We start from the raw sequence: 20,694 nt of genomic DNA, 5'->3' as shown, positions 1-20,694 counted from the left end.
TTTGATGGCAGGTTCTGCTAGATCATGCCGTCCTGTAACTACCCCTTCACGACCCTCCATTTTAGCCCCTTTTCGACAGTTGCATCAATGAGACCCCGGTTGTAAAACTCGGCGATAACTGCCCTAACCGGAACGAGGTTCAGGGCGAGCTTCTGGGGCGTTATCTCCACTGAGTAAAGGCGCATAAGCTTGAACGCTATTTCGTCGATTCCCAGGGGGCTTTCGAGAAGATCCTGGACAAGTCTCTCAATCTCCTCCACCCGTTCAAGGTTCTTCATGATTAGGGATCGAGCTTCCTCCTCCACCACCGGCCTGCCGTGAGAGGGAATCAGGAGATAACCGTCATCGGCATAGCGGAGTAGTCTCCCGAGGGAGTCCTTAAACCCGGCCAGATCGACGAAATAGGGAAGGCCAACGGTTTCGAGAACCCTCTCACCGAAGAAGGCATCGCCCGCATAGATAAGCCCGCTCTCCAGGTCAAAGAAACCGGTCATTCCCGGTGAATGGCCGCTAAGGTTCAGGGCCTTGAGACCGAAGAGATCATCGCCCCACTCGAAAACCGCGTGAACCCTGACTTCCTCAGGGAACTGGAAGACGAGGAATCCCTTGGGCGCTTTGGCCCCGAAGGTTATGATCTCCCTTGCGAGCGGGCTTTCAGCGATGGAGAACTCGAACCTGTGGATGTAAAGAGGGGCTTCGAGCTTTGTGGAAACCGCAACGTGATCTGCGTGCCCGTGCGTGACGAGCTGGGCTTTGATCTCGAGACCCAGCTTTCTGGATTCCCGTTTTAGATCCTTGTGCCTCCCCTTTCCGTGACCGGGATCAACTATCACTAGCTTCCCGTTGTGAACGCGGAGGAGCGTTGAAGGGCTGCCCGGATAAAGGTACGCAAAATCAGACAGTTTTCTAAGGCCCATGAAACCACCTGAGAATATTGGAAAGGGAGAATAAAAGGGTATCCAAAAATCAGACGTGCCTGGCATAGAGGGTCTTTCTGCCCTCTTCCTTGGCCCTCTTGACGGCCTTCTCGATGAGGACCTTGACCTCAGCCTCAAGGGCGTCGTAGAACTCCGGGCTGACCCTCATCTCTGCGTCAAGGCTCTTAACAAACTCCTTAACCTTTGACTTAACTATAATCTCGGCCATTTTTCAACACCTCCTTTGCGGGCTGTCCGGTGGACAGCGCCGTCTATATCTGGTATGGAGAGTTTATAACTCTTCCCATTGAACGAGACAGAGCCTTAGAGTCTCGCAACACAAAAGGTTAAATCTTCTCCCCTGGTAATCCTATTGGTGGGCCCCATGAAGATAGCACTCATAGACGGCGAGCATTACCCGGATGTTGTCAAATGGGCCCTTGATAAGCTTGGAAACGTTTGCTGTGCGGTTTTCCTCGGAGGTTCGGAGAAAATAGGCAGCTTGGAGGAAGTCGAAAGACGTCTCGGTGTGCCCATCTACCGTCACGATGATTACCTAACGGCCCTCGCGAGGGCCCTCGCTGAGAACCCGGGAGTAAAAGAAGTAGTGGACCTCAGCGACGAGCCTATCGTTGGCTACGAGGATCGGTTCAGGATAGCATCACTCTGCCTTCTTCACGGTGTTACCTACAGGGGGGCAGATTTTGTATTCAAACCCCGTCCCCTGAATAGAACGTCAAAACCGAGCATCGGGGTCATAGGAACTGGGAAGCGGGTGGGAAAAACCGCAGTCAGCGGCTTCGTCGCGAGAACCCTCAAGGCCATTACCAGGCCTGTGATAGTAACGATGGGCAGAGGAGGGCCGGAGGAGCCCGAGCTGATAGACGGGGAAAAGTTGGAGATAACGCCGGAGTTCCTCCTGAGGATAGCGGAGAGCGGAAGACACGCGGCATCGGATCACTTCGAGGACGCCCTCACATCGAGGGTCACCACGATCGGGTGCAGGCGATGCGGCGGGGGAATGGCCGGGTTTCCTTTCTTCGATGCCGTTGACAGGGGGATTTCCCTCGCGGAATCGCTTCCCCACGATCTGATAATACTGGAGGGAAGTGGTGCAACGTTCCCCCCCTACCGGGCGGACGCGTACGTTGTCGTCGTTGGAGCGCGGCAGGAACTGAGCTCGATAGCAAACTACTTCGGCCCGTTCAGGCTTTCCCTGGCTGATCTCGTAGTCGTCACGATGGCTGATCTTGTGAAAGAGGAAAAGATCGAGAAAATAGTGGGGGTCGTCGAGGGGGTAATTCCCAGGGCGGAGGTCCACGTTACTGTCTTCAGGCCGAGACCCCTGGGGGATGTCTCGGGAAAGAGGATCGGGCTGGTTATGACGTCTGAAGAGGCCCTAGAGAGCTCAGCGAGGCACCTCGAAGCGCTGGGCGCGGAAGTTCTGCACTCATCTGGAAACCTGTCGCGGAGGAAGGCCCTCCTCAGGGATCTTGAGGGATTCAGCGGAATAGAGGGAATAGCTGTGGAGCTCAAGGCGGCTGCGGTTGACGTTGTCACAAGATGGGCCCTGGAGAGGGGAATCGAGGTCATTTACCTGGACAACGAACCGGTCAACATAGACGGGAAGAACCTTAGGGAGGCCGTTTTGAGACTCGGCAAAAAGGTTCTGGGGAGGCGGGCCGATGATACTCGTCGTTGATAAGGAAACCGGAGCGAAACTGCCATTTTCAAGGGGAATACTAACGAGGTCGATAACGCTCTCGGGCGTTGATGTCGGCGTGGCATACGCGATAGCCTCTGCGGTTCAGAAGGAGCTGATAAAGCGGGGAAAGAGATTCGTGACAACGGATGAAATAAGAGAACTGACGTACTCAACGCTCATAGAGAGGGGGCTTCGGGAGGAGGCAGAGAGGTACCTCTTCTGGCGTACCCTCAGGCGAAGGAAGGTGCGGCTCACAGTTCTCCTGGGTGGAGCAACCGGTGTGGGAAAGTCAACGATAGCAACGGAACTGGCCTTCCGGCTGGGAATACTGAGCATAATCGGAACGGATACGATAAGGGAGGTTCTCAGAAAGGTCATAGCAAGGGAGCTCCTCCCCGACATACACGTCTCCTCCTTCCTGGCAAGCAATGTGGTAAACGCGCCGAGGGGCATTGACCCCCTTATCTACGGCTTCGAAACGCAGGTGAAGCACGTATCGGTGGGCATCAAGGCAGTCTTGGAGAGATCTAGGAGGGAAGGTCTGAACGCCATTATCGAGGGGATCCACGTGGTTCCAGGTTTCATAGAGCTGGACGAGAACGAGTTCATGTACGTTATAACCGTTCCGGGCAGGGAGAGCCTTTTGGCACACTTCTACGAAAGGGCCAGATACTCCCCAAGGGGAGCTGAAAGGTACGTAAAGAACGTCGAGAAGATAATGCGCATCCAGGATTACATCGTCGATCGTGCCAAGGAACTGGGCATCCCCGTTATTGAAAACGTCGAGCTGGAGAAGGCCGTGACAGCGATAATGGAAGATCTCATGAAAAGATTGAAAAAAGAGGTCGATTAGTTGCCCTTCCTCTTCCATATTCCCAGGAGCTTTCTGCTACCCCACGTTGCCTGAACTTCCCAGACCACCACCATGTCAGTGTAAACGTCTATCAGGTTGAAGCTGTTTCCAAAGGGATTTCTGTGGAGTTCCCAGCTCACGGAGCCGGCGTTAACTATCGGCGTTCTCTCAACCTTGACTCCGTAAGCGTTGCCGCCGTGACCGGTCAGCACGAGCTCGGTTCCCTCCCTCGTCAGGAGTTTGAGAACGTCTCCGCCGTCTTCGAGGAAGCCGATCTCCCTGCTCCTGGGGATTGGGATGACGTTGTGATGCATAACCACGATGCGGAACCTGTCATCGTATTCCTCAAGCACTTTCTCCAGCTTCTTCTGTCCCATCCTGCCGACGACTCCGATCGGCGTCTCGTACTGGGCGCTCAGAACGGGTATTATAACGTACCCGTCGAATTCTATAACTTCTGGCTCCCCGAAGTACTCCTCGAAGAGCTCGTGGCCGAGGTAAGTTATGTCGTTGTGACCGGGGACAACGAGCTTTTCAGCAGAGATCGCGCGGTAGTACTCATAGGCCCGCTCGTAGTACCGCTCTATGCCCGCATCGACAACGTCACCGTTGTGTATGACGAGGTCCGGTTTAAGCCTCTCGTTGATCATCCGGATGACGTTCTCAAAGACCTTCCTCCTGAAGTAGACCCTGTCAGAAACGTTGCTCTCGCTTAACTGAACGATGCGGAGGACCCTTTTTCCAGAGGGGATAAAGATTTTCGGCCGTATAGGCTTGTGATCCTTCCTCTCCTCATCGCCGGTAACACGCCTTATCGTGACGCTTACCCTGCCGTCATCGTGGAGTTTGATGATGTTATAGCTGTTCACATCACCCCTCCTCGTCTTCCGGCAGGACGTGCAACCCGCGTTGTCGATAACGAGATCCTCAACGCGATAAACGTTGGGAACATGCTTGTGGCCGCAGGTGTAGAGGGTCACCTCGTGCCTCAGGAGGAGATCGAGGACGTCTCCCGCGTTGAAGAGAACGTTCCTCTCCCTCCCCGTGTCTGGAAGGGGAACGAGGTGGTGATGGGCAGCGACGATCTTGAACCTCCTGTCGGAGTACTCCTCGAGCTTTGCCTTGAGCCAGCGAAACTTATGGCCCCCGATTCTGCCGTCACTCAAATCCGGAATCGTTGAGTCCACCCAGATCAGAACCCCGTTATCGAACTCGTAGACCCCGTTGAGGGGCCCTATAAACTTCTCGAACAGCTTGTAGCCGACGTTCCTGACGTCGTGGTTGCCGGGAATAACAACGAGCGGCTTCCTTATCTTGCCGAGCTGATAGGCAGCCTGCTCGTACTCCTCCCTCAGTCCCTGGTTGGTTATGTCCCCTGTGTGAACGACGAAATCGAAGTCCCCCCTGTTGATCTCCTCCACGATGAGGTCGAAAGCGTAGCCCTTGAAGGCCCCTTCGTTCGTTATGTGGGTGTCACTTATGTGGGCTATCTTTATCATCGCCATCACTCCGTTGCTATCGCCGTTTCAAGCTTTCTCCTGCTCGCCTCGAGAAGATCCGTTATCGAGAATATCCCAACTATCTTGCCGTTCTCCTCTATGAGGATGTGCTTCAGCCCCTTCTTTGCCATAACGTCGAGGACGTCCTGGAGGGGCGTTTCAGCTGGCACTGTAACGAGGTTCTTCGTCATTATCTCCCTCACAGGGGTTGTGTTCGGAAGGCCCGGAACCACGAGGCGCCTTATGATGTCCCCCTTGGTGAGAAATCCAACGACGTCGCCGTTCTCGTCCACCACGACGAGGGAACCTATATCGAACTCAGTCATGATCTCGCCGGCCCGCTTAACGGTATCGTCGGGCCTTATACCTATGAGCTTCCTGCTCATGTAAACCCTGATGGGGGCCTTCATATCCATAGCGATCACCTGCGGGAATACGTCACAAAAATATAAAACGATACCTCATCCCATAACGAGTTCATCCACTGTGAAGCGCCCTTCCTCAGGAGAGATCTCAAGGTACAGCGCCGTCCCATTCCTCAGAGAGTTCCACTTGGCCTCGTAGTAAAGCTCAAGGGTTGACGAGGCGACCGCAAAGACATCCCTGCTACGTAGGAGTATCTGCCTCACGTAGTCCCAGTTCTCCCGTTTCAGGAGGTATTCAGGCCGGGAGTAAGCGGTGATGAAGCCCCTCACCCATTCATGGCTAATGAAGAGCGAACCCGTGTTAAGGCTGGTGTTCACGAAGGGCATTATGGAAGAGTAAACCCTCAGGAGCTCACCTTTACTGACGGAATGGAGGGCCCTGCAGACGTAGAGGGCCATAACGTAGCTGTCAGATGCCTTCTTCAGCGAGCTTTCATCAAGACCGGCCCTCTCCACCAGTCCTGCCTTGTTGAGGTCTCCGTTGTGGTAGATCCAGCACGAGAACCCCGTGGAGGAAAGGGAAAACGGCTGGGTGTTGAGGATTCCCTTACTTCCCTGGGAGGCAGCCCTGGAGTGCACGAGAAGAACCGAGAAACCATCGAGCAACTCCACCAGTGTCTTAACGCCCGGGCTGTCCTCAAAGATGGGCCTGATCGAGCGGTAGTGCTGGAGGGAACCTCCGTTGAACAGAACGTAGCCCCAGCCGTCGCGATGCCGGCTTCCCTTCCCCCTCGCTTCTTTATAGGGGTCTTTCTCTGAGGCCCTGACCATCGCCTCCACGAGGGGGGCCATCTTTTCTCCCTCACCCACCGCGAAGAGAACCCTGCACACATTGATCACCTTTCATCCGTACTCGGGAAAGGATAAAAGGTTTCTCACCAAAAACGTTTTTTAGCGGGAGGAGTACAGTTTATGGGAAGAAAGCCATGGCTGAGAGCAACCTTGATGCGTTGAGCTCAACCCACGAATTAACCCGGCTTGAGACTAGGTCTTCTGACATCGGGCCGATAGCGGAGGGCATAATGAAAGTTCTAAAGAAGATAAACGCCCACAGAAAGCTCTACGAGACCAACGAAGAGGCAGTTAAGCAACACCTCATAGGAGAGGTAATGCGAACCCTTGGCTGGGAGTGGGACAACCCGGAGGAGGTAAGGCCAGAATCGAGAACAGAGGAGGGAAGGGCTGACTACGCGCTCATACTGGGCGGGGAAATAGTGGCCTACGTTGAGGCCAAGAACCTCGGCGTGAACATAGAGAAGCGTGAAGAACCACTGAGACAGCTCGCCAAGTACTGCTTCAACACCGGCGTGAGGTACGGCATACTGACCAACGGGGCGGTGTGGATAGGGGTGAAGGCCTTTGAAGTCGGCTCAAGTTTGAGGGAGAGAATCCTCGTCAAGGTAAACCTCCTCAACGAGCCCCCCATGAAGGCCGCGCTCAAGCTCTCACTCTTCTCCAAGTCGCGAATTCTCGAAATGGAGCGGATCTCATCCCTTCTCAAGGCCCTTGAGCTGAGCTTCATGGGACTCGTCAAGGAGGGCTACCCAAGGGAGGCCCTCTTTGAGTACCTTAAGGTCGATCGTGGAAAGAGAATCGTTCCGATACATCTACTCGAAGGGCACGAGAACCCGAAGGTTGCCTACGTCTACGACAACGGCTGGAAGCTACTCCCCCTGCCGGAGAGGACAATGAAAGGTGTGCTCCTGGCTGTTCTGCTCTACATGGGGCAGAAGGCCTTCGGCGACGAGAAGAGGGAGATAATGGCGGCATATGAACAGCTCAAGAGGATACCTCTAGAACAGAGAAAGGCCCACGAGATCCTCGTCAGACTCGAGGAGGAAAAGAAACTCAACATCTCCGTCGAGCTTTAGCGCCCGAAGCGCCTTTGCCTCTTCTGGTACTCTCTGATTATCCTAAGGAAGTCTATCTTCCTGAACTCCGGGAAGTAGACATCAACGAAGAACAGCTCGCTGTAAGCTATCTGGTAGAGGAGGAAGTTGCTTATCCTTACCTCCCCACCCGTCCTTATCACGATGTCCGGATCGGGCATGTTCGGGTAGTAAAGGTAGCGCTTTATCAGATCTTCGTCGATGTCTTCGGGCTTTACCTTGCCAGCCAAAACGTCGCCCACTATATCCCTCACGGCATCCGTGATCTCGCTCCTCCCACCGTAGGCCAAAGCGATGTTGAGGGTATAGTTGCTATACTTCCTCGTCGCCCGCTCGGCTTCCTCAATGGCCTTCCTGACGTTTTCGGGCAAAAGCTCCTTTCTTCCGATGACGTTAACCCTCACACCGTGTCGGTGAATCCTCTCGTCATTCACGAGCTCCTTAAACTTCCGTTCGAAGAGGTTCATAAGGGCGTTTACCTCTTCCGGGGAGCGCTTGAAGTTCTCAGTTGAGAAGGCGTATACGGTCAGGGTTCTTATTCCAAGCTCCCTGCACCATTCGAGGATTTCTTCGAGCTTTCTCGATCCAAAGTAGTGGCCGTACCAGGGGGGCTTTTCAAGCTTTCGCGCCCATCTCCTGTTTCCGTCCATTATTATTGCCACGTGCTTTGGCATGTTCCCCGATTTAACCTTCTCAAAGAGGTAGCGCTCGTAGAAGTCGTAGACTGGCCTGAACAAAATGTGGGGAACGTGGGAAAGGAGCCTGTAGATCATGGCCCTCACTCAATCCTCTTCCTTGATTTGAGGTGTTTCTCTGCCAGCTCCATGTAGATTTCCGCGTTCTTCTTCGTCCACTCGATTTCCTCCTCGGTGAGCTGTCTCACGACTTTCCCTGGGACACCTATGACGAGACTGTAGTCGGGGATCTCCTTACCCGGCGGAACGAGTGCTCCCGCGCCGATGACCACGTGCTTCCCTATCTTCACCCCGTCGAGGATCACCGCACCCATACCTATGATGACGTAGTCATCAATGGTAGCCCCGTGAACGACGGCGTTGTGGCCTATGGTGACGTACTTTCCAACGATCGTGGGTTGGTTGTGGGAGGTGTGTATGCTCACGTTGTCCTGAACGTTGGAGCAACAGCCGATGTAGATCTGCTCGATGTCGCCCCTGAGAACGGCGCTCGGCCAGACACTCGTCTTCTCCTCCAGAACAACATCACCTATGATGGACGCGCTCTCATCGACAAAAGCCGTCGGATGAATCTTGGGTTTCTTTCCTTCCAGCTCGTAAATGGCCATCTAACCCACCCCCGCGTGAGTTGGATGGATGGCTTATAAACCTAACCGGAAACAAGTATATAAGTCCGGCCGATCGAATAAGAGGTGTGTTGAGCCATGAGGTACAGAAGGGGAGCCAGCGCGGAGAGGGAACTTATACACAGACTGGAAGAGCTTGGCTTCGCGGTCGTCAGATCAGCAGGAAGCAAGAAGGTCGACGTTATAGCGGGAAACGGCAGGCTGTACCTCTGCATAGAGGTCAAGAGCACCAAGGGGCGGAGGATCTACCTGAGCAAAGAGGACCTTGAAAAGCTCCTCTCGTTCTCGCGAATGTTCGGAGGAAAGCCCTACGTGGCGGTAAAGTTCATCGGGAGGGAATGGCGGTTCTTTCCGGCGGAGGAGATAACCAAGAGGGGGGCCGGCAGGAGTTACCGTATAGACTACACCGACGCCGGCATGAGCCTTGAGGAAGTCGTTGGAAGACAGAAGAGCCTTCTTGACTTGATGAAACCGGGTGGTGGGAATGAAGGTTAAAACACTCGTCCCCTTGGTCGTTCTCATTGCTTCGCTAATCCTAATCGACCACGTTGCAGCTTCCGTATCCTTCGACGTCTCACCCGTGAAAGAGACCATGAGCGCGCCGCCGGGGGCAATCATATCCGTCCCCGTCAGGGTGACCAACACTGGCGACGAGCCGCTTGGCAACCTGACACTCTCCCTCATCTGGAACATGGAAAACGGCCTCTACGTCGTGAACAAGACCGTTTACGTCGGCGTGAACGAGAGCAGGGTATTTGACCTGACGCTGAAGGTCCCCGAGCTACCGTCTGGGTACTACAACGTAACCGTTCGCGGAACCCTGGGGAACGTTAGCGTCGAGAAGAAGCTAGTCCTCCGCGTTGAGAAGGAGGTTCTCTACTCCCTTTCAATAGACGTGGGGGAGCGCTACATCTACGGAAACGACGTCAGGATAGGATTCTCCCTGGTCTCCCACTCCAACGATAGAATAATCGGCCCAATATGGATGAAGGTTTACAGGAACGGAACCATAGTCGCCGAAAAGGCCGAGATAACGTATTTGGACCCGGGGGAGAGGTGGAACTACACTCTCGTGCTCAACCGGCCGAAGATCGGCATATACAGCGTCACGCTCTCAGCAAACATGTCGGGTGTTTACAGGAAGGTTGAGAAGACCTTCGTCGTCTACAGGCGGAGGTTCACCTACAGGGCCTGGTACTCCGACGGTGAGCTGAAGGTTCAGGTCAGGCTCATCAACGGCTCGCCTGTGAAGGGCATAGAGGTCACCGTGAACGGGCTAAAGCTGAAGACCGACGAGAACGGTCTCGTTAAGTATCCCACTACCTCGCCTGGCCTCTATGAAATAGAACTCAACCTCGACGGCGTCGTTGAGAAAACGGCCCTCTACGTCGGGAGACTCTTCATAAACTACGAGGTCAGGGGAAACACCCTTGAACTGAGGGTTCTTGACTCCAGCGGAAACCCCGTCCCCAACGTAACCCTCAGCATAGCCGGCCCCAAAGGAGAGTACCAGGCAGTAACGGACGGGAAAGGTAAAGCGTCACTCTCGCTCACCGCACTCGGGTACGGCACGATATCGATAACGGCCAGTGCAGAGAACTACGTGGGCTCCAGCCTGACCATCGCGGTACCTTCCCCATCACCGACCACGACGACAACAACCCACCGGACGACCACCAGCTCGACTACCCCGAGCCCAACGACCACCACTGAGAGCACGGGGAGCAGTTCAACCGCTCAGACGGGGCCTCCCTCCAAAGGAGGAGGCATCAGCTGGAGCCTACTCGGTTCGGTAATCCTCTTCCTGGCGGTGTTCGGAGGGAGCATTTACCTGTCCTTCCTGAGGCCCCACCTGATAGAGGAGGAGCTGGGGAAGTACTACTTCGTGAAGCTCAGGGCCCCAAGAATCATTCCCATCAGGAACTTCAGGTGGGAGAAGGGAATGAACGCAGTGGAGGTCAGGGCGACGAAAGGAAACGCAAAGATCGAAGGCTCAAAGGTCGTCTGGACGATCGATGAGCTGGAACCCGGGGAGGAGGCCATCCTCCAGGTTGTCCTCGGGTGAGCTCTTTTCTATTTCATCCAACATGCCGGACTGCGACGGGAGTTCATGGGAAAATGGGATAAAATTTGCCGGCAAAAGGGAAAGCATCAGGATGATGCCCCTTCCTTCTTTTCGGCCTGTTTTGTTTCGTCTTTCTTCTCGGCCGGCTTTGATTCCTTCTTTTCAGCTGGTTTGGCGGTCTCTTTCTTTCCAGTGGCCTTGGCGGCGGGCTTGGCTGGAGTCGGCCTCTTGGGGGGCCTTATGCCGTAGCCGACTATCTTGAACTCGATTACCTCCCCATCGCGGAGGTGGTAGCGGTAGGTTCCATCGGCTTTCTTCTCAATCTTGACAACTGGGAAGCGGTAGTCACCGAACTTCTCGTTGAGCTCCCGTACTTTATCGGGGTGAATCGGCACCCAGTTGAAGAGCTCTAACGCATCTTCCGTTCCATCGGTGGTCAGGAGGTAGGCCTCGCTGAAGCCGAGGGCTCCCGTCGGACAGACGTCGACGCAGAACTGGCAGAAGGTACAGCGTCCGTAGTCGATCTTCGGGTGGGGCCTCTTCTCCATCTTGCCGTCCACTTCGAGCCACGTCATCTCTATTGCCCTTGCCGGACATATCTGACCGCAGAAGTTACAACCAACGCACTTCTTCCAGTCGAGCGTGTGGAATCCCCTGTACTTTGGAGCAGGCTCTATCTTCTCGAAGGGTATCTTTATCGTCACGGGCTTCTTGAAGAGGTACTTGATACCCATCCAAGGCTTGACGAAGGACTTCTTGATCTTGACCTTTTCCTCACCAACGACTCTAGCCATCGTCATCACCTGTCTATGTCGGGCGGACAGTTGTCGAGGGTCTTCAATATGACGGGCACATCTGCCAGGCGGGCTCCCTTAAGGAGCTCCTCAAGCACCGTGACGCCGTGACTCTGGCTCGGTCCGCGGACGTGAACGCGATACGGCTTGTGGGTTCCGTCGCTGACGACGTAGGCCCCGAAGTCACCCTTGGTGCTCTCGACGTGGGCGTAGGCGTCTCCGGCGGGAACTTTAAAGCGCGGCAGGTTCTTGAGCTTGGGGTCCTGCACCATGTAGGGCCCGCTCGGCGGCCCCATGTCGAGGAGCTGTTCGAGTATGTAGAGATCCTGCTCAATCTCGTACCTCCTCACGAGGACGCGCGCGAGGCTGTCGCCCTCTTTCAGGACTGGAACCTCGAAGTCGAGCTCGGGGTAGAGGTAATAGGGGTCGTCTTTCCTGACGTCGTAGGGGACTCCAACAGCTCTAAGGTTCGGTCCTGTCACGGCATGCTTCAGCGCGAACTTCTTGTCCATAACGCCGACTCCCTCGGTCCTCTCGAAGGTTATGTAGTTGTCAAAGAGTATCTCGTCGAAGTCCTTGAGCTTGGACTTGATGTACTCGACGGTGTCCCTCAACTGTCTCAGCCACCTGTCACCGGGTATGTCCCTTCTAACTCCCCCGGGGACGGTGTAGATGTGGTAGACCCTCCCGCCGGTTAGCTCCTCAAAGAGGCGCATGAGCCTCTCACGGTAGGCCGCGGCCCACTGGCCTGCAGTGTAAAGGCCTATCTCGTTTCCAAAGCCCATTATCCAGAACATCCACGCTGAAAGCCTTGCCATCTCAAGCACTGTCGTTCTAATCCATATCGCCCTCTCAGGAACCTCCCAGCCGACTATTTCATCAACGGCCATCGAGTAGATGTTCTCGGGAACGTCGCTCTCGGGAACGCAGATGCGGAGGAGTAACGCTATGTTTGTGAAGTAAGGCCTCCCCTCGGCGAGCTTCTCGAAACCCCTGTGCAGGAAACCCGGGTTGACTATGGCCCTCTCAACCCTGTTGCCGTCCATCTTGAGTATTATGCTGAAGTTCTCGGTAGCCATGTGCTGTGGGCCGAAGAACAGCTCGTAGGTGTCTTTGGCTATTGGTGTGAGGTACATATCGTGCTTTCTCGCCTCCTCCCTAAGCTCCTTTGGAACCTCCAAATTCGCCATGAGCATCACCTCATATCACGTAGTTGGTCTTACTCTCGTCATACCTGTCGAAGTCCTCGCCGTAGATTGTCTTGACGTAGCTAAGGGTGTTAAAGTCCTTCCTGAGCGGGTGCTTCTCGTACTCCCTCGGCTCGAGGATGAACGGCCCAAGCCTCGGGTTGCCCTTGAAGATTATTCCAAAGAACTCGTGGGCTTCCCTCTCGTAGGTCTCTGCAACGGGCCATATGTCCATTACCGTCGGCACCTCTGCGCTGTCCCTCGGAACCCTTGTTTTCACGAAGGCGTGAACGCTCTCACTGACGCTCCAGAGCTGGTAAACGAGCTCGAACTCACCCTGCTTGAGCCAATCGACAACGCTTATCTGCATGAGCATCTCAAACTTCTCGCTCGCCAGCTCGAGGAACTCGTGTATCCTCTCGGCAGGAACCTTGAACTCTATCCTTCTCTCGCGCCTAACTTTGCCTTCAGCGTAGGGGGCCTTCTCGAGGAGCTCTCTAACGAGGTTGCCCTCCTTGGTGTTCGGGAGCTCGGGCTTCTCCTCAGGAACCTCCTGAGCTTTCACCTTCCCCTCAGCCTTGTTCTCAACCTTGCTATCGTTCACAGCCATGCCAACCACCTCTTCGCGTCCTTCTCACGCCAGCCCTCTCCAAACAGCTCGTCCTGGTTCTTCCTGTACCACTCGTAGTTCTCCCTGTAACGCTTCCAGCCATCGGCTTCTCCGTTCTCTATCTTCCGCATTATCTCCATGATTCCGTCCATTACCGCCTCCGGCCTGGGCATGCAGCCTGCTATGGCCACGTCTATCGGGATGTACTTATCAAGCTGCTTAACCACGTTGTAGGAGTCCCAGTAGACACCGCCGTTGATGGGACAGGAGCCGTGAGCGAGGACGTACTTTGGATCCTGCATCATCTCGTAGGTTATGATTATCCTCTTCAGCGTTTTTGGCGTGACGTAGCCGGTGATGAGGAACAAGTCCGCCATCCTCGGGGCAGGATTGGGCATTATTCCAAAGCGCTCGAAGTCGTAGCGGGCGGTTGCAAGTGGGGGCATCTCTATACCGCCGCAACCGGTACAGAACGCCACTATCCAGAGGCTCTTCTTTCTCGCCCACCTGAAGAGGGGCTCGAAGAGCTTGAACTCTTGGAGTTCATAGCTTATGAAGCCGTCTTTCTCACTCATCCACATCACCTCACATCGTCAGCAGCACGGCTATTATCCCAAGTATCGTCGGCCACTTCCAGAAGAACTTCGCGGCCTGGTCGATGGTGAAGCGCGGGTAGATGCTCGCTATGAATATCGCTATGAAGAGCACCGCTATCTGCTTGACCAGCAGTTCGAGGAGGTTGCTTGCGCCGCCGAGGAACAGTATCGCGAAGAACGCCGTCTCGGCAAAGAGCTGAACCGCGTGCTGGGTGAAGAGCAACGCCGCGTGTTTGCCTCCGTACTCGACCATTGGACCCATCGAGATTTCCGCCGGGGCAGTTACGATGTCGAAGGGCTCAAGACCGAGCATCGCCTGGAAGACTATGTCGAAGATTATCATCGCTATCAGGAGGGCAGGAACCGTTATGCTCCAACCGTGCAGTTCCTGAAGGGCAACGATTTCACTGAGCTTGAAGGTTCCCCAGTGCTGGATGAGGGCTATAAGCGCGAGACCGTAGGGCAACTGCATGGCCACCATCGTGAGCAGACCACGCTGGACACCGACCGCTGAGTAGGGGTTGCCCGAGCTCATGGCACCGAGCATTATTCCGAGCATCGGGATTTCCAGGAGGTAGGCAACCACGATGAGGTCTGCGTTCGAGCTGAAGAGCTGGAAATTGGCTATTGGAAGGAAGAGGAGCGCCGTTATGCTCGCCCCGAGGGCAAAGACCGGGCCGAAGTCGTAAATGAGGCCGTGACTGACGCTTTCCTTCTTGCCGAGCAACTTCAGCGTATCGATTATTGGCTGGTATATCGGGGGCCCCACGCGCCTCTGTATCCTTGCCATTGCCTTCCTCTCGATACCCATGAAGATGAAGCCCATGAAGGTGGCGTAGATCAGCATTCCGATTGCCTCAAGGATGAGCTTCCAGTCAAACATTCACAACACCCCCCAGAGTGCTAGGATCAAGAGCACTATTGCCAGGTACCATGAATACGCCTGGACGTTTCCGTTGTAGAAGCCCTCCCTCAGCCAGTCGGCGAAGTCCTCGGCTATCTTGGCCACTCTGGCGTAGAACCTGTCGAAGCTGTACTTGAGCCAGAACTCAAGGGCTTCGGCGAGAGGCCGGTAGAAGTTCCTCCTCATGCTGAGGTTGTAGTCCTCGGTGACGGGGTTACCCGATTGGTAGGTGTTCGTGAGGGGTATCCTCCTCGCCCTCGCACCGTAAATGTAGATCAGACCCGCTATGGCAAGGCCAACGACAAGGATCAAAGCAACGCTGAGCGCGTTGTAGGTTCCAACGCCCGTGCTTATGGAGTAGTAGCTGTTCACAGCGACGCCAGTGTTTATGAACTTGTTAAGGAACCTTACCACGAGCCCCGGGGCTATACCGAAGACGACGTTCGGTATCGCGAGTATCGTCATGCCGACGAGGAGCGGGAGCGGTGCCTCCTCAACATCGTCAAGGTCGCTCGGCCTCTGACCGAACCATATGGCGTAGAGGAACCTGACGACGTAGGCAAATGCTATGGCGCTTCCGAGGAATATTGCTCCCGCGACGAGGGGCATGTGAGCGCTTATGGCGGCCTCGTAGATCAGCCACTTGCTGGCGAAGCCGGCCATCGGCGGGATTCCGGCGAGGCTGAGAACCGCTATGAGGGCCATCGCAAAGGTTACCGGCATTTTCTCGGCTAAACCGCCGAAGTCCTCAAAGCGGGTCTTTCCTGTTCTGAGTATCAGGGCAGCGGTGATCAGCCAGAACAGACCCTTGAAGACCGCGTGGCTGAGGATGTGGAAGAACGCTCCAGTGAAGCCGATTCCGCTTCCAACCCCGAGGGCAAGAACGATGTAACCTACCTGGCTGACGGAGGAGTAAGCCAGGAGTTTTCTGAGGTCTTCCTGAAGGACCGCCAAAAATCCCGCGACGACGACTGTTATGGCTCCAAGCCAGGCAAGGATGTACGTGAACAATGGATGTCCGCGGAACGTTCCAAGATCGGTGTAGAGCTTGACACCGAGGAGTATAAACATCAGGACGAAACCGTAGGCACCTGCCTTGCTCAATGCACCGCTGAAGAAGGTGGTGTAACTCTGGTTGGTCTCAGAGTAAGCGTCGGGTGCCCAGACGTGCAGCGGCCAGGTTCCGGCCTTAACGCCAAAGGCAACCAGGAAGAGCGCGTAAACTAGTACCATATCGGTCTTTGTGAGGGGTACCATGCCGTAGGCAGCGTAAACTACCATCCTGCGCAGGGACTGGAACTCCAGCGTTCCGGTTTTGGCGTAGAGGATCGCTATGGCCAGGAGCATCGCGTAGGCGCCGATGATACTGAGCACGAAGTACTTAAGCGAGGCCCGCTTGTTGTAGCGGAGCACCATCATGAAGCTCGCGAAGGTCATGAGCTCCCAGAACAGGAAGAAGCCCGCGAAGTCCCCACTGAGGAAGACTCCCAGCAGGCCGGAAACACTGAAGAGGGCAAACATCCACTCGTAGCCGCTCCTCGAGGTCGAGACCATGCCGAAGGCCATCGCAGCTGCAACTACGGCCGCAACCGCGGCGAGGTACCACGACATGTGCTCAAGCTGGAAGAACAGCTTGAAAACGCCGGTGTCAACGGTCCACTTTATTCCGTCTCCGAGCTTTCCGTAAGTGATGGCTATGATCACGAGTGGCGAAAGACCACCGATGAGTCCAAAGATCTCCCTGACAATATCCCTGTCGAAAAGCCATGCGAGGACACCACTGACTGCGGGTATGAAGAGGAGCAAGGGTATAGCATAATCGACGAACGTCATGATCCCACCCCCATCAACGGGACGTTCTTGACGTAGTCAACCACGTTGAAGATGTCCTGACCGGCCTTCTGGGAGACCGTCCAGAAGTAATTGGGGTAGAGGCCGATGAAGAGTATCAACAGCACGAGGAACAGTGCAATCGTGCCTATCGCTAGGTTCTCCCTGATCCTTCCCTCACCCTCTCCGAACCACATCGTGTGTATCAGTCTGATGTAATAGACGGCCTCGACGACGCTCGCACCGAGGATTAAAGCAACTCCCCAGGTGTAGCCTGCCTCAACGCCCGCTATGAGGATCCTGATCTTGCTCCAGAATATGTTGAAGAGCGGTATTCCAACTGCCGCCAGCGAACCGACGGTTATGACAAAGGCCGTCAGGGGCATTCTCCTGCCGAGACCGGAAAACTTCTCGATTCCAGTCCCCCCAAGGGTTATCCCAACGTAGCCAACCGCCAGGAAGAGGAGGGCCTTCACTATGGCGTGGTTGATCATATGGAAGACGCCCGCCTCAACGCCCGCCTGGGTGCCCAGAGCGAGCGCAAAGGCTATCATCCCAACCTGACTTATCGAGGAGTAAGCGATCATCCTTTTGACGTCCCTCTGCCTCAAAGCTGAGAACTCGGCGACGAAGACAGTGAGTGCGGCCATTATGACAACCATTTTGAGTACTGAGCCCCAGCCGCTGGCGTTCTGCATTATGTAGAGCAGCCTCGCGGCGGCGTAAAGGCCCGCTTTAACGACGAACGCGGAGAACATAGCGGTTATCGGGTGGGGTGCGGCCTGGTATGCATCCGGCGCCCACGCGTTGAGCGGGAAGAGCTCGGCCTCAACGGCCAGGCCGAAGATCAGAAGGGCCAGGCCTATTTGGGCGACGGTGGGGTTGATGCCGCCCGCTAGCTGGGCTATGTGTGCCATGTTGAGCGTCCCGGTTGCGCCGTAGATCAGGGCAACACCGATGAGGAAGAAGCTCGACCCGATTCCGCCGAGGACCATGTACTTGAGTGACGCCTCCGCCGCCTCACCCGTCTTGTTGTAGGCAGTTAGTGCGTATGCGGTTATGGAGGTTATCTCCATGAAGACGAAGAGGTTGAAGATATCACCGGTCGCTATCATTCCGGTCGAGCCAAGCATGAGCAGAAGGAAGAGCATGGCGTACTTGTCTATAGGTTCGGTTTCAACCGCTTTGAGGCTGAAAACTGCCATGAAAAAGCTCATTATTGCAACTATGAGGACGAAGAGTGCAGCGAATGGGCCAACGTAGAGGTTTATTCCAACCGGGGGTTTCCATCCGCCGGCCATGACTATCATTGGTTCCCCCGTGCGGTAGACGTTAACGAAGACTGCTCCAGCGATCGCGGTCTGAACTAGGGTTACCAGCATAAGGTAGTACTTCACCGTCCTCTTACCGAATCCCTTGATCAGGGGGACGAAGAAAGCGCTTATGAGCGGAACTGCGATGAGGAGCGAAGCGTACTGCGCGTTCATCCTCTCAACCTCCTTATTTCCTCAACGTTGAGCGTTCCATACTTCTCGTAAAGGATTATGGCAACGCTCAAGGCCATAGCCGTGGTGGCAACGCCTATGACTATCGCGGTAAGAACGAGTGCCTGTGGAATTGGATCAACGGCCCTTGAAGCCGTTACCCCCTCGCTCAGAATCGGCGCGCTCCTTCCGGAAATGTAGCCTATGCTGATGAGAAGCAGGTTGACACCGGTTTCCATGATGCTGAGTCCAACGAGAATCTTAAGGACGTTCTTCTTGACGAGGACGGCGTAAAGGCCGATGAGCACGAGGCTTATCGCTCCGAAGTAGTAGACGCTGATGTCTGGAACGTTCATTCGCTCACCCCCTCCTTGAGCATGTTGTCGATGATACCGCTCAGCTCTGTACCTACCTTAATGCCTATCAGCGTGTAGATTATCGGGATGAACCCGCCGCTGAAGAGCCTGCCGATGTTGTCGTGTCCCCAGTTCCAGGTCTGCCAGATCCAGTCGAAGAGGAAGTAGCCGCCTATGGCGAGGCCTATGAGGCCGACGAGGACGTAGCCCATTCCAGCCAAACCTTCGGTCTTCTCGAAGGCCCTGTGCGGAATCTCGTAGTTGATGAAGGCCATGTAGAGCAGCAGGAAGGCAGTTGCTATGGTCGCTCCTCCCGGAAATCCTCCACCCGGTGTGAGGTGTCCGTGAATGAATATGTAGGCGCCGAAGAGAACCACGAACGGAAAGAGCAGCTCTGTCCCCGTCTTCAGGACAACAGAACCCTCAGCTCTGGCTGTTCTCTTTTTCTTCTTCCTCCAGAGAAGTGCCCCAACGCCTGTTGAGGCTATGAAGAGCACGGTAACCTCACCGAGTGTATCGAAACCACGGTAGTTAACCACGATGGCCGTTACCGCATTAACGGCACCGGTCTGCTCTTTAACGTTCTCAAGGTAGTACCTGCCAACGATCATCTTGTCCTGCCCAAAGGGCACACCGGCCAGCCCCTGGGCCAGCCAGTAGCCGATTATTAGCAGAGTGATTATCGCGAGGGCACGCTTGAGCATGTTCACCACCTCACCCACCAGCCGGGTTTCTCCTCTTCCTCCGTCTCAAAGCGCTGGGTTCTCTTAATGGCGAAGATGAACACGGCACCGCTGAGCGCTGCGCCTATGGCAGCTTCGGTCATTGCAACGTCGGGAGCCTGGAGCATGAAGAACAGTATCGAGGCGAAGAGGCTAACAGCCGCCATTCCAACAGTAGCGGCGAGCAGGTCGCGCCACTCGACCGCGAGCACAGCGGAGAGTATCATGAGGGCCACGATTATATACTCAACGCAGGCAATACAGTTCATTCGGCATCACCTTCCCCCTCAACGCTTTCGGCCTTTTCAGCCTTGGACTCAATGTATTCGTGGTACTTATCAACGACGCTGCCGTGCCAGAGGGGAATCCCTCTCTTGTATGCCGCCCTGATCAAGGCGTGGGCGCTTATCGGGTTGGTGAGGAGAAGGAACGTCGCTATGACCACCGTCTTGGTGAGCCAAGCAACGCTCCCAAAGTCGCTTCCAAGGGCCCAGAGACCAACTCCTATCATAACACCGAGGCTCCCAAGGGTTGCACTCTTGGTTGAGGTCTGCATCCTGTTGTAAACGTCCGGCATCCTGATGAGGCCGAGGGCCGAGAGGAAGTAAAAGAACGTCCCTATGAAAACGAGGATCTCACCGATTGCAGCTAGCACGTTCATAGGCCTCCCTCCATGTAGCGCGCGAAGGCTATAACGCCTCCAAAGGCCAGAACCGCGTAAACCAAGGCAACGTCCAGGAAGATCATGCGCTTGTAGTAGAGTGCAAAGAGCACCATCAGGCCCGTGGTGATTGTCGTCATAATATCAACGGCAACGAGCCTGTCGACGGTCGTCGGACCTCTGAAGACCCTGTACATGCTGAGAAGTGTCGCTATGGCTATCAGGATGAGGTAGATGTTTATCCCTATCATCCGAAGATCACCTTCAGGAACTTTTCAAAGGGGGCCGTTATGTTGGAGGAGGCCCTCTCAACGTGCTCTTCATCGCTTTCCGCGCGGAGAACCTCATCGGGAACCCAGATCCAGTGAATGAAGTAGTTATCGTCGTCAACGTCGAGGGTTATGGTTCCGGGGGTGAGGGTTATCGAGTTGGCCAGTGCCAGCTTGCCTGGGTTGGTCTTCAGTACTGTTTTGCAGTGGACTATGCCCGGCCTTATCGGTCTCTTCGGATGAAGAACCCTATAGGCCACGTCGAGGTTGGCCATGATCATGGCCCACAGAAAGTACGGTATGTACGCTATCGCGTAGGCGACCCTCTTGGGATGAAGGTTTGCCAGGCCTCTGGTGGTGAATATTGGATACGCGAAAGCCGCTATCAGCAGGGAAAATATTACCCCCATAACGAGTTCCTGTGGGTCCGTGCTTGCCGTTAAGAACAGCCATATCAAGAACAGGACGATCACTGTGTACAGGTACCTGCTTATTTTGCCCGCTTCTTCCATTTATCAACCCTCCAGAGATGTGGAAGTTTAACCGTGAGCTACCGAGGGTTGAAAACAATTGCTTATAAACCTTGCTTGATTAGACCAAAAGTTTG

General features: G+C 55.0%; 25 protein-coding genes. 5 read left to right on the top strand and 20 right to left on the bottom strand.

Going from position 1 to position 20,694, the window contains the following annotated elements:
- Positions 1-38 precede the first annotated feature (38 nt).
- Both TGAM_RS03725 and TGAM_RS03720 read right to left on the bottom strand, forming a co-directional pair.
- The gene (locus tag TGAM_RS03725) at positions 39-917 is read right to left on the bottom strand and encodes an MBL fold metallo-hydrolase (RefSeq protein ID WP_015858347.1); all 879 of its coding nucleotides are present in this window, start codon (positions 915-917) and stop codon (positions 39-41) included.
- A gap of 49 nt (positions 918-966) precedes the next feature.
- Positions 967-1,146: a hypothetical protein gene (locus TGAM_RS03720; protein WP_015858346.1), complete on the bottom strand. Its 180-nt coding sequence runs from the start codon at positions 1,144-1,146 to the stop codon at positions 967-969.
- A 156-nt stretch (positions 1,147-1,302) separates the two neighbouring features.
- Between TGAM_RS03720 and TGAM_RS03715 the strand changes: the two genes are divergently transcribed.
- Positions 1,303-2,619, top strand: a complete 1,317-nt coding sequence (locus TGAM_RS03715; RefSeq protein ID WP_015858345.1) for a 2,3-phosphoglycerate synthetase — start codon at positions 1,303-1,305, stop codon at positions 2,617-2,619.
- Positions 2,603-3,475 (top strand): 2-phosphoglycerate kinase, encoded by an 873-nt coding sequence (locus TGAM_RS03710; protein ID WP_015858344.1) that lies wholly within the window; start codon positions 2,603-2,605, stop codon positions 3,473-3,475. The genes TGAM_RS03715 and TGAM_RS03710 overlap by 17 nt, the downstream gene beginning before the upstream one ends.
- Here the strand turns inward: TGAM_RS03710 and TGAM_RS03705 are convergent.
- Genes TGAM_RS03705 through TGAM_RS03695 form a run of 3 tightly spaced genes read right to left on the bottom strand, consistent with a single transcriptional unit; the run spans position 3,472 to position 6,239 of the window.
- A complete protein-coding gene (locus TGAM_RS03705; protein WP_193777123.1) occupies positions 3,472-4,974 on the bottom strand; it encodes a metallophosphoesterase family protein in 1,503 nt (500 codons plus the stop codon). The two genes, TGAM_RS03710 and TGAM_RS03705, sit on opposite strands and share 4 nt — an antisense overlap.
- A 5-nt stretch (positions 4,975-4,979) precedes the next feature.
- The gene (locus tag TGAM_RS03700; protein ID WP_015858342.1) at positions 4,980-5,390 is read right to left on the bottom strand and encodes a CBS domain-containing protein; all 411 of its coding nucleotides are present in this window, start codon (positions 5,388-5,390) and stop codon (positions 4,980-4,982) included.
- 45 nt (positions 5,391-5,435) lie between these two features.
- Positions 5,436-6,239, bottom strand: a complete 804-nt coding sequence (locus TGAM_RS03695; protein ID WP_238516245.1) for a class II glutamine amidotransferase — start codon at positions 6,237-6,239, stop codon at positions 5,436-5,438.
- Between the two features lie 86 nt (positions 6,240-6,325).
- On the opposite strand from TGAM_RS03695, the gene TGAM_RS03690 reads away from it, so the two are divergent.
- Positions 6,326-7,270 carry a type I restriction enzyme HsdR N-terminal domain-containing protein gene (locus TGAM_RS03690; protein ID WP_015858340.1) on the top strand — a complete coding sequence of 315 codons (945 nt, stop codon included), beginning with the start codon at positions 6,326-6,328 and terminating at the stop codon, positions 7,268-7,270.
- Here the strand turns inward: TGAM_RS03690 and uppS are convergent.
- Together uppS and TGAM_RS03680 are read right to left on the bottom strand one after the other, a co-directional pair.
- Complete coding sequence (gene uppS, locus TGAM_RS03685; protein ID WP_015858339.1) at positions 7,267-8,061, bottom strand: polyprenyl diphosphate synthase; 795 nt, start codon at positions 8,059-8,061, stop codon at positions 7,267-7,269. The two genes, TGAM_RS03690 and uppS, sit on opposite strands and share 4 nt — an antisense overlap.
- A 5-nt stretch (positions 8,062-8,066) precedes the next feature.
- Positions 8,067-8,591: a gamma carbonic anhydrase family protein gene (locus TGAM_RS03680; protein WP_015858338.1), complete on the bottom strand. Its 525-nt coding sequence runs from the start codon at positions 8,589-8,591 to the stop codon at positions 8,067-8,069.
- A 96-nt stretch (positions 8,592-8,687) separates the two neighbouring features.
- Here TGAM_RS03680 and hjc point away from each other — a divergent pair, with 96 nt between their 5' ends.
- Complete coding sequence (gene hjc, locus TGAM_RS03675; protein WP_015858337.1) at positions 8,688-9,104, top strand: Holliday junction resolvase Hjc; 417 nt, start codon at positions 8,688-8,690, stop codon at positions 9,102-9,104.
- Positions 9,094-10,674: a COG1470 family protein gene (locus tag TGAM_RS03670; protein WP_015858336.1), complete on the top strand. Its 1,581-nt coding sequence runs from the start codon at positions 9,094-9,096 to the stop codon at positions 10,672-10,674. Before hjc ends, TGAM_RS03670 begins: the two co-directional genes overlap by 11 nt.
- A gap of 86 nt (positions 10,675-10,760) precedes the next feature.
- Here the strand turns inward: TGAM_RS03670 and nuoI are convergent, their stop codons facing one another.
- From nuoI to TGAM_RS03605, 13 genes are read right to left on the bottom strand one after another with little or no spacing between them, the layout of a single operon-like run.
- On the bottom strand, positions 10,761-11,468 hold the full coding sequence (gene nuoI / locus TGAM_RS03665) for an NADH-quinone oxidoreductase subunit NuoI (protein ID WP_048811094.1): 708 nt from the start codon (positions 11,466-11,468) through the stop codon (positions 10,761-10,763).
- Between the two features lie 5 nt (positions 11,469-11,473).
- Complete coding sequence (locus TGAM_RS03660) at positions 11,474-12,658, bottom strand: NADH-quinone oxidoreductase subunit D (RefSeq protein WP_015858334.1); 1,185 nt, start codon at positions 12,656-12,658, stop codon at positions 11,474-11,476.
- Between the two features lie 10 nt (positions 12,659-12,668).
- A complete protein-coding gene (locus TGAM_RS03655; RefSeq protein ID WP_094745783.1) occupies positions 12,669-13,265 on the bottom strand; it encodes an NADH-quinone oxidoreductase subunit C in 597 nt (198 codons plus the stop codon).
- On the bottom strand, positions 13,256-13,840 hold the full coding sequence (locus tag TGAM_RS03650; RefSeq protein ID WP_015858332.1) for a NuoB/complex I 20 kDa subunit family protein: 585 nt from the start codon (positions 13,838-13,840) through the stop codon (positions 13,256-13,258). The genes TGAM_RS03655 and TGAM_RS03650 overlap by 10 nt, the downstream gene beginning before the upstream one ends.
- A gap of 10 nt (positions 13,841-13,850) precedes the next feature.
- Complete coding sequence (locus TGAM_RS03645) at positions 13,851-14,744, bottom strand: respiratory chain complex I subunit 1 family protein (protein ID WP_015858331.1); 894 nt, start codon at positions 14,742-14,744, stop codon at positions 13,851-13,853.
- Positions 14,745-16,598, bottom strand: a complete 1,854-nt coding sequence (locus TGAM_RS03640) for a proton-conducting transporter transmembrane domain-containing protein (protein ID WP_015858330.1) — start codon at positions 16,596-16,598, stop codon at positions 14,745-14,747. It lies immediately after the preceding gene.
- Positions 16,595-18,082 (bottom strand): proton-conducting transporter transmembrane domain-containing protein, encoded by a 1,488-nt coding sequence (locus TGAM_RS03635; RefSeq protein WP_015858329.1) that lies wholly within the window; start codon positions 18,080-18,082, stop codon positions 16,595-16,597. The genes TGAM_RS03640 and TGAM_RS03635 overlap by 4 nt, the downstream gene beginning before the upstream one ends.
- Positions 18,079-18,435: an NADH-quinone oxidoreductase subunit K gene (locus TGAM_RS03630; RefSeq protein WP_015858328.1), complete on the bottom strand. Its 357-nt coding sequence runs from the start codon at positions 18,433-18,435 to the stop codon at positions 18,079-18,081. The genes TGAM_RS03635 and TGAM_RS03630 overlap by 4 nt, the downstream gene beginning before the upstream one ends.
- Entirely contained in the window at positions 18,432-19,139 is a 708-nt protein-coding gene (locus tag TGAM_RS03625; protein ID WP_048811093.1) for a Na(+)/H(+) antiporter subunit B, read from the bottom strand. Before TGAM_RS03625 ends, TGAM_RS03630 begins: the two co-directional genes overlap by 4 nt.
- Positions 19,140-19,141: 2 nt before the next feature.
- Positions 19,142-19,426, bottom strand: coding sequence for a DUF4040 domain-containing protein (locus tag TGAM_RS03620; RefSeq protein ID WP_015858326.1), 285 nt, complete (start codon positions 19,424-19,426; stop codon positions 19,142-19,144).
- Positions 19,423-19,818, bottom strand: a complete 396-nt coding sequence (mnhG, locus tag TGAM_RS03615) for a monovalent cation/H(+) antiporter subunit G (RefSeq protein ID WP_015858325.1) — start codon at positions 19,816-19,818, stop codon at positions 19,423-19,425. The genes TGAM_RS03620 and mnhG overlap by 4 nt, the downstream gene beginning before the upstream one ends.
- Positions 19,815-20,069: a monovalent cation/H+ antiporter complex subunit F gene (locus TGAM_RS03610; RefSeq protein WP_015858324.1), complete on the bottom strand. Its 255-nt coding sequence runs from the start codon at positions 20,067-20,069 to the stop codon at positions 19,815-19,817. The genes mnhG and TGAM_RS03610 overlap by 4 nt, the downstream gene beginning before the upstream one ends.
- Positions 20,066-20,599 carry a Na+/H+ antiporter subunit E gene (locus TGAM_RS03605; RefSeq protein ID WP_015858323.1) on the bottom strand — a complete coding sequence of 178 codons (534 nt, stop codon included), beginning with the start codon at positions 20,597-20,599 and terminating at the stop codon, positions 20,066-20,068. The genes TGAM_RS03610 and TGAM_RS03605 overlap by 4 nt, the downstream gene beginning before the upstream one ends.
- Positions 20,600-20,694: the final 95 nt, after the last annotated feature.

The sequence above is a fragment of the Thermococcus gammatolerans EJ3 genome (genome assembly GCF_000022365.1).
Classification (GTDB): Archaea; Methanobacteriota_B; Thermococci; order Thermococcales; family Thermococcaceae; genus Thermococcus; species Thermococcus gammatolerans.
Note: the sequence above shows the minus strand (reverse complement) of the source record. Positions and strands in the feature narration are given on the sequence as shown.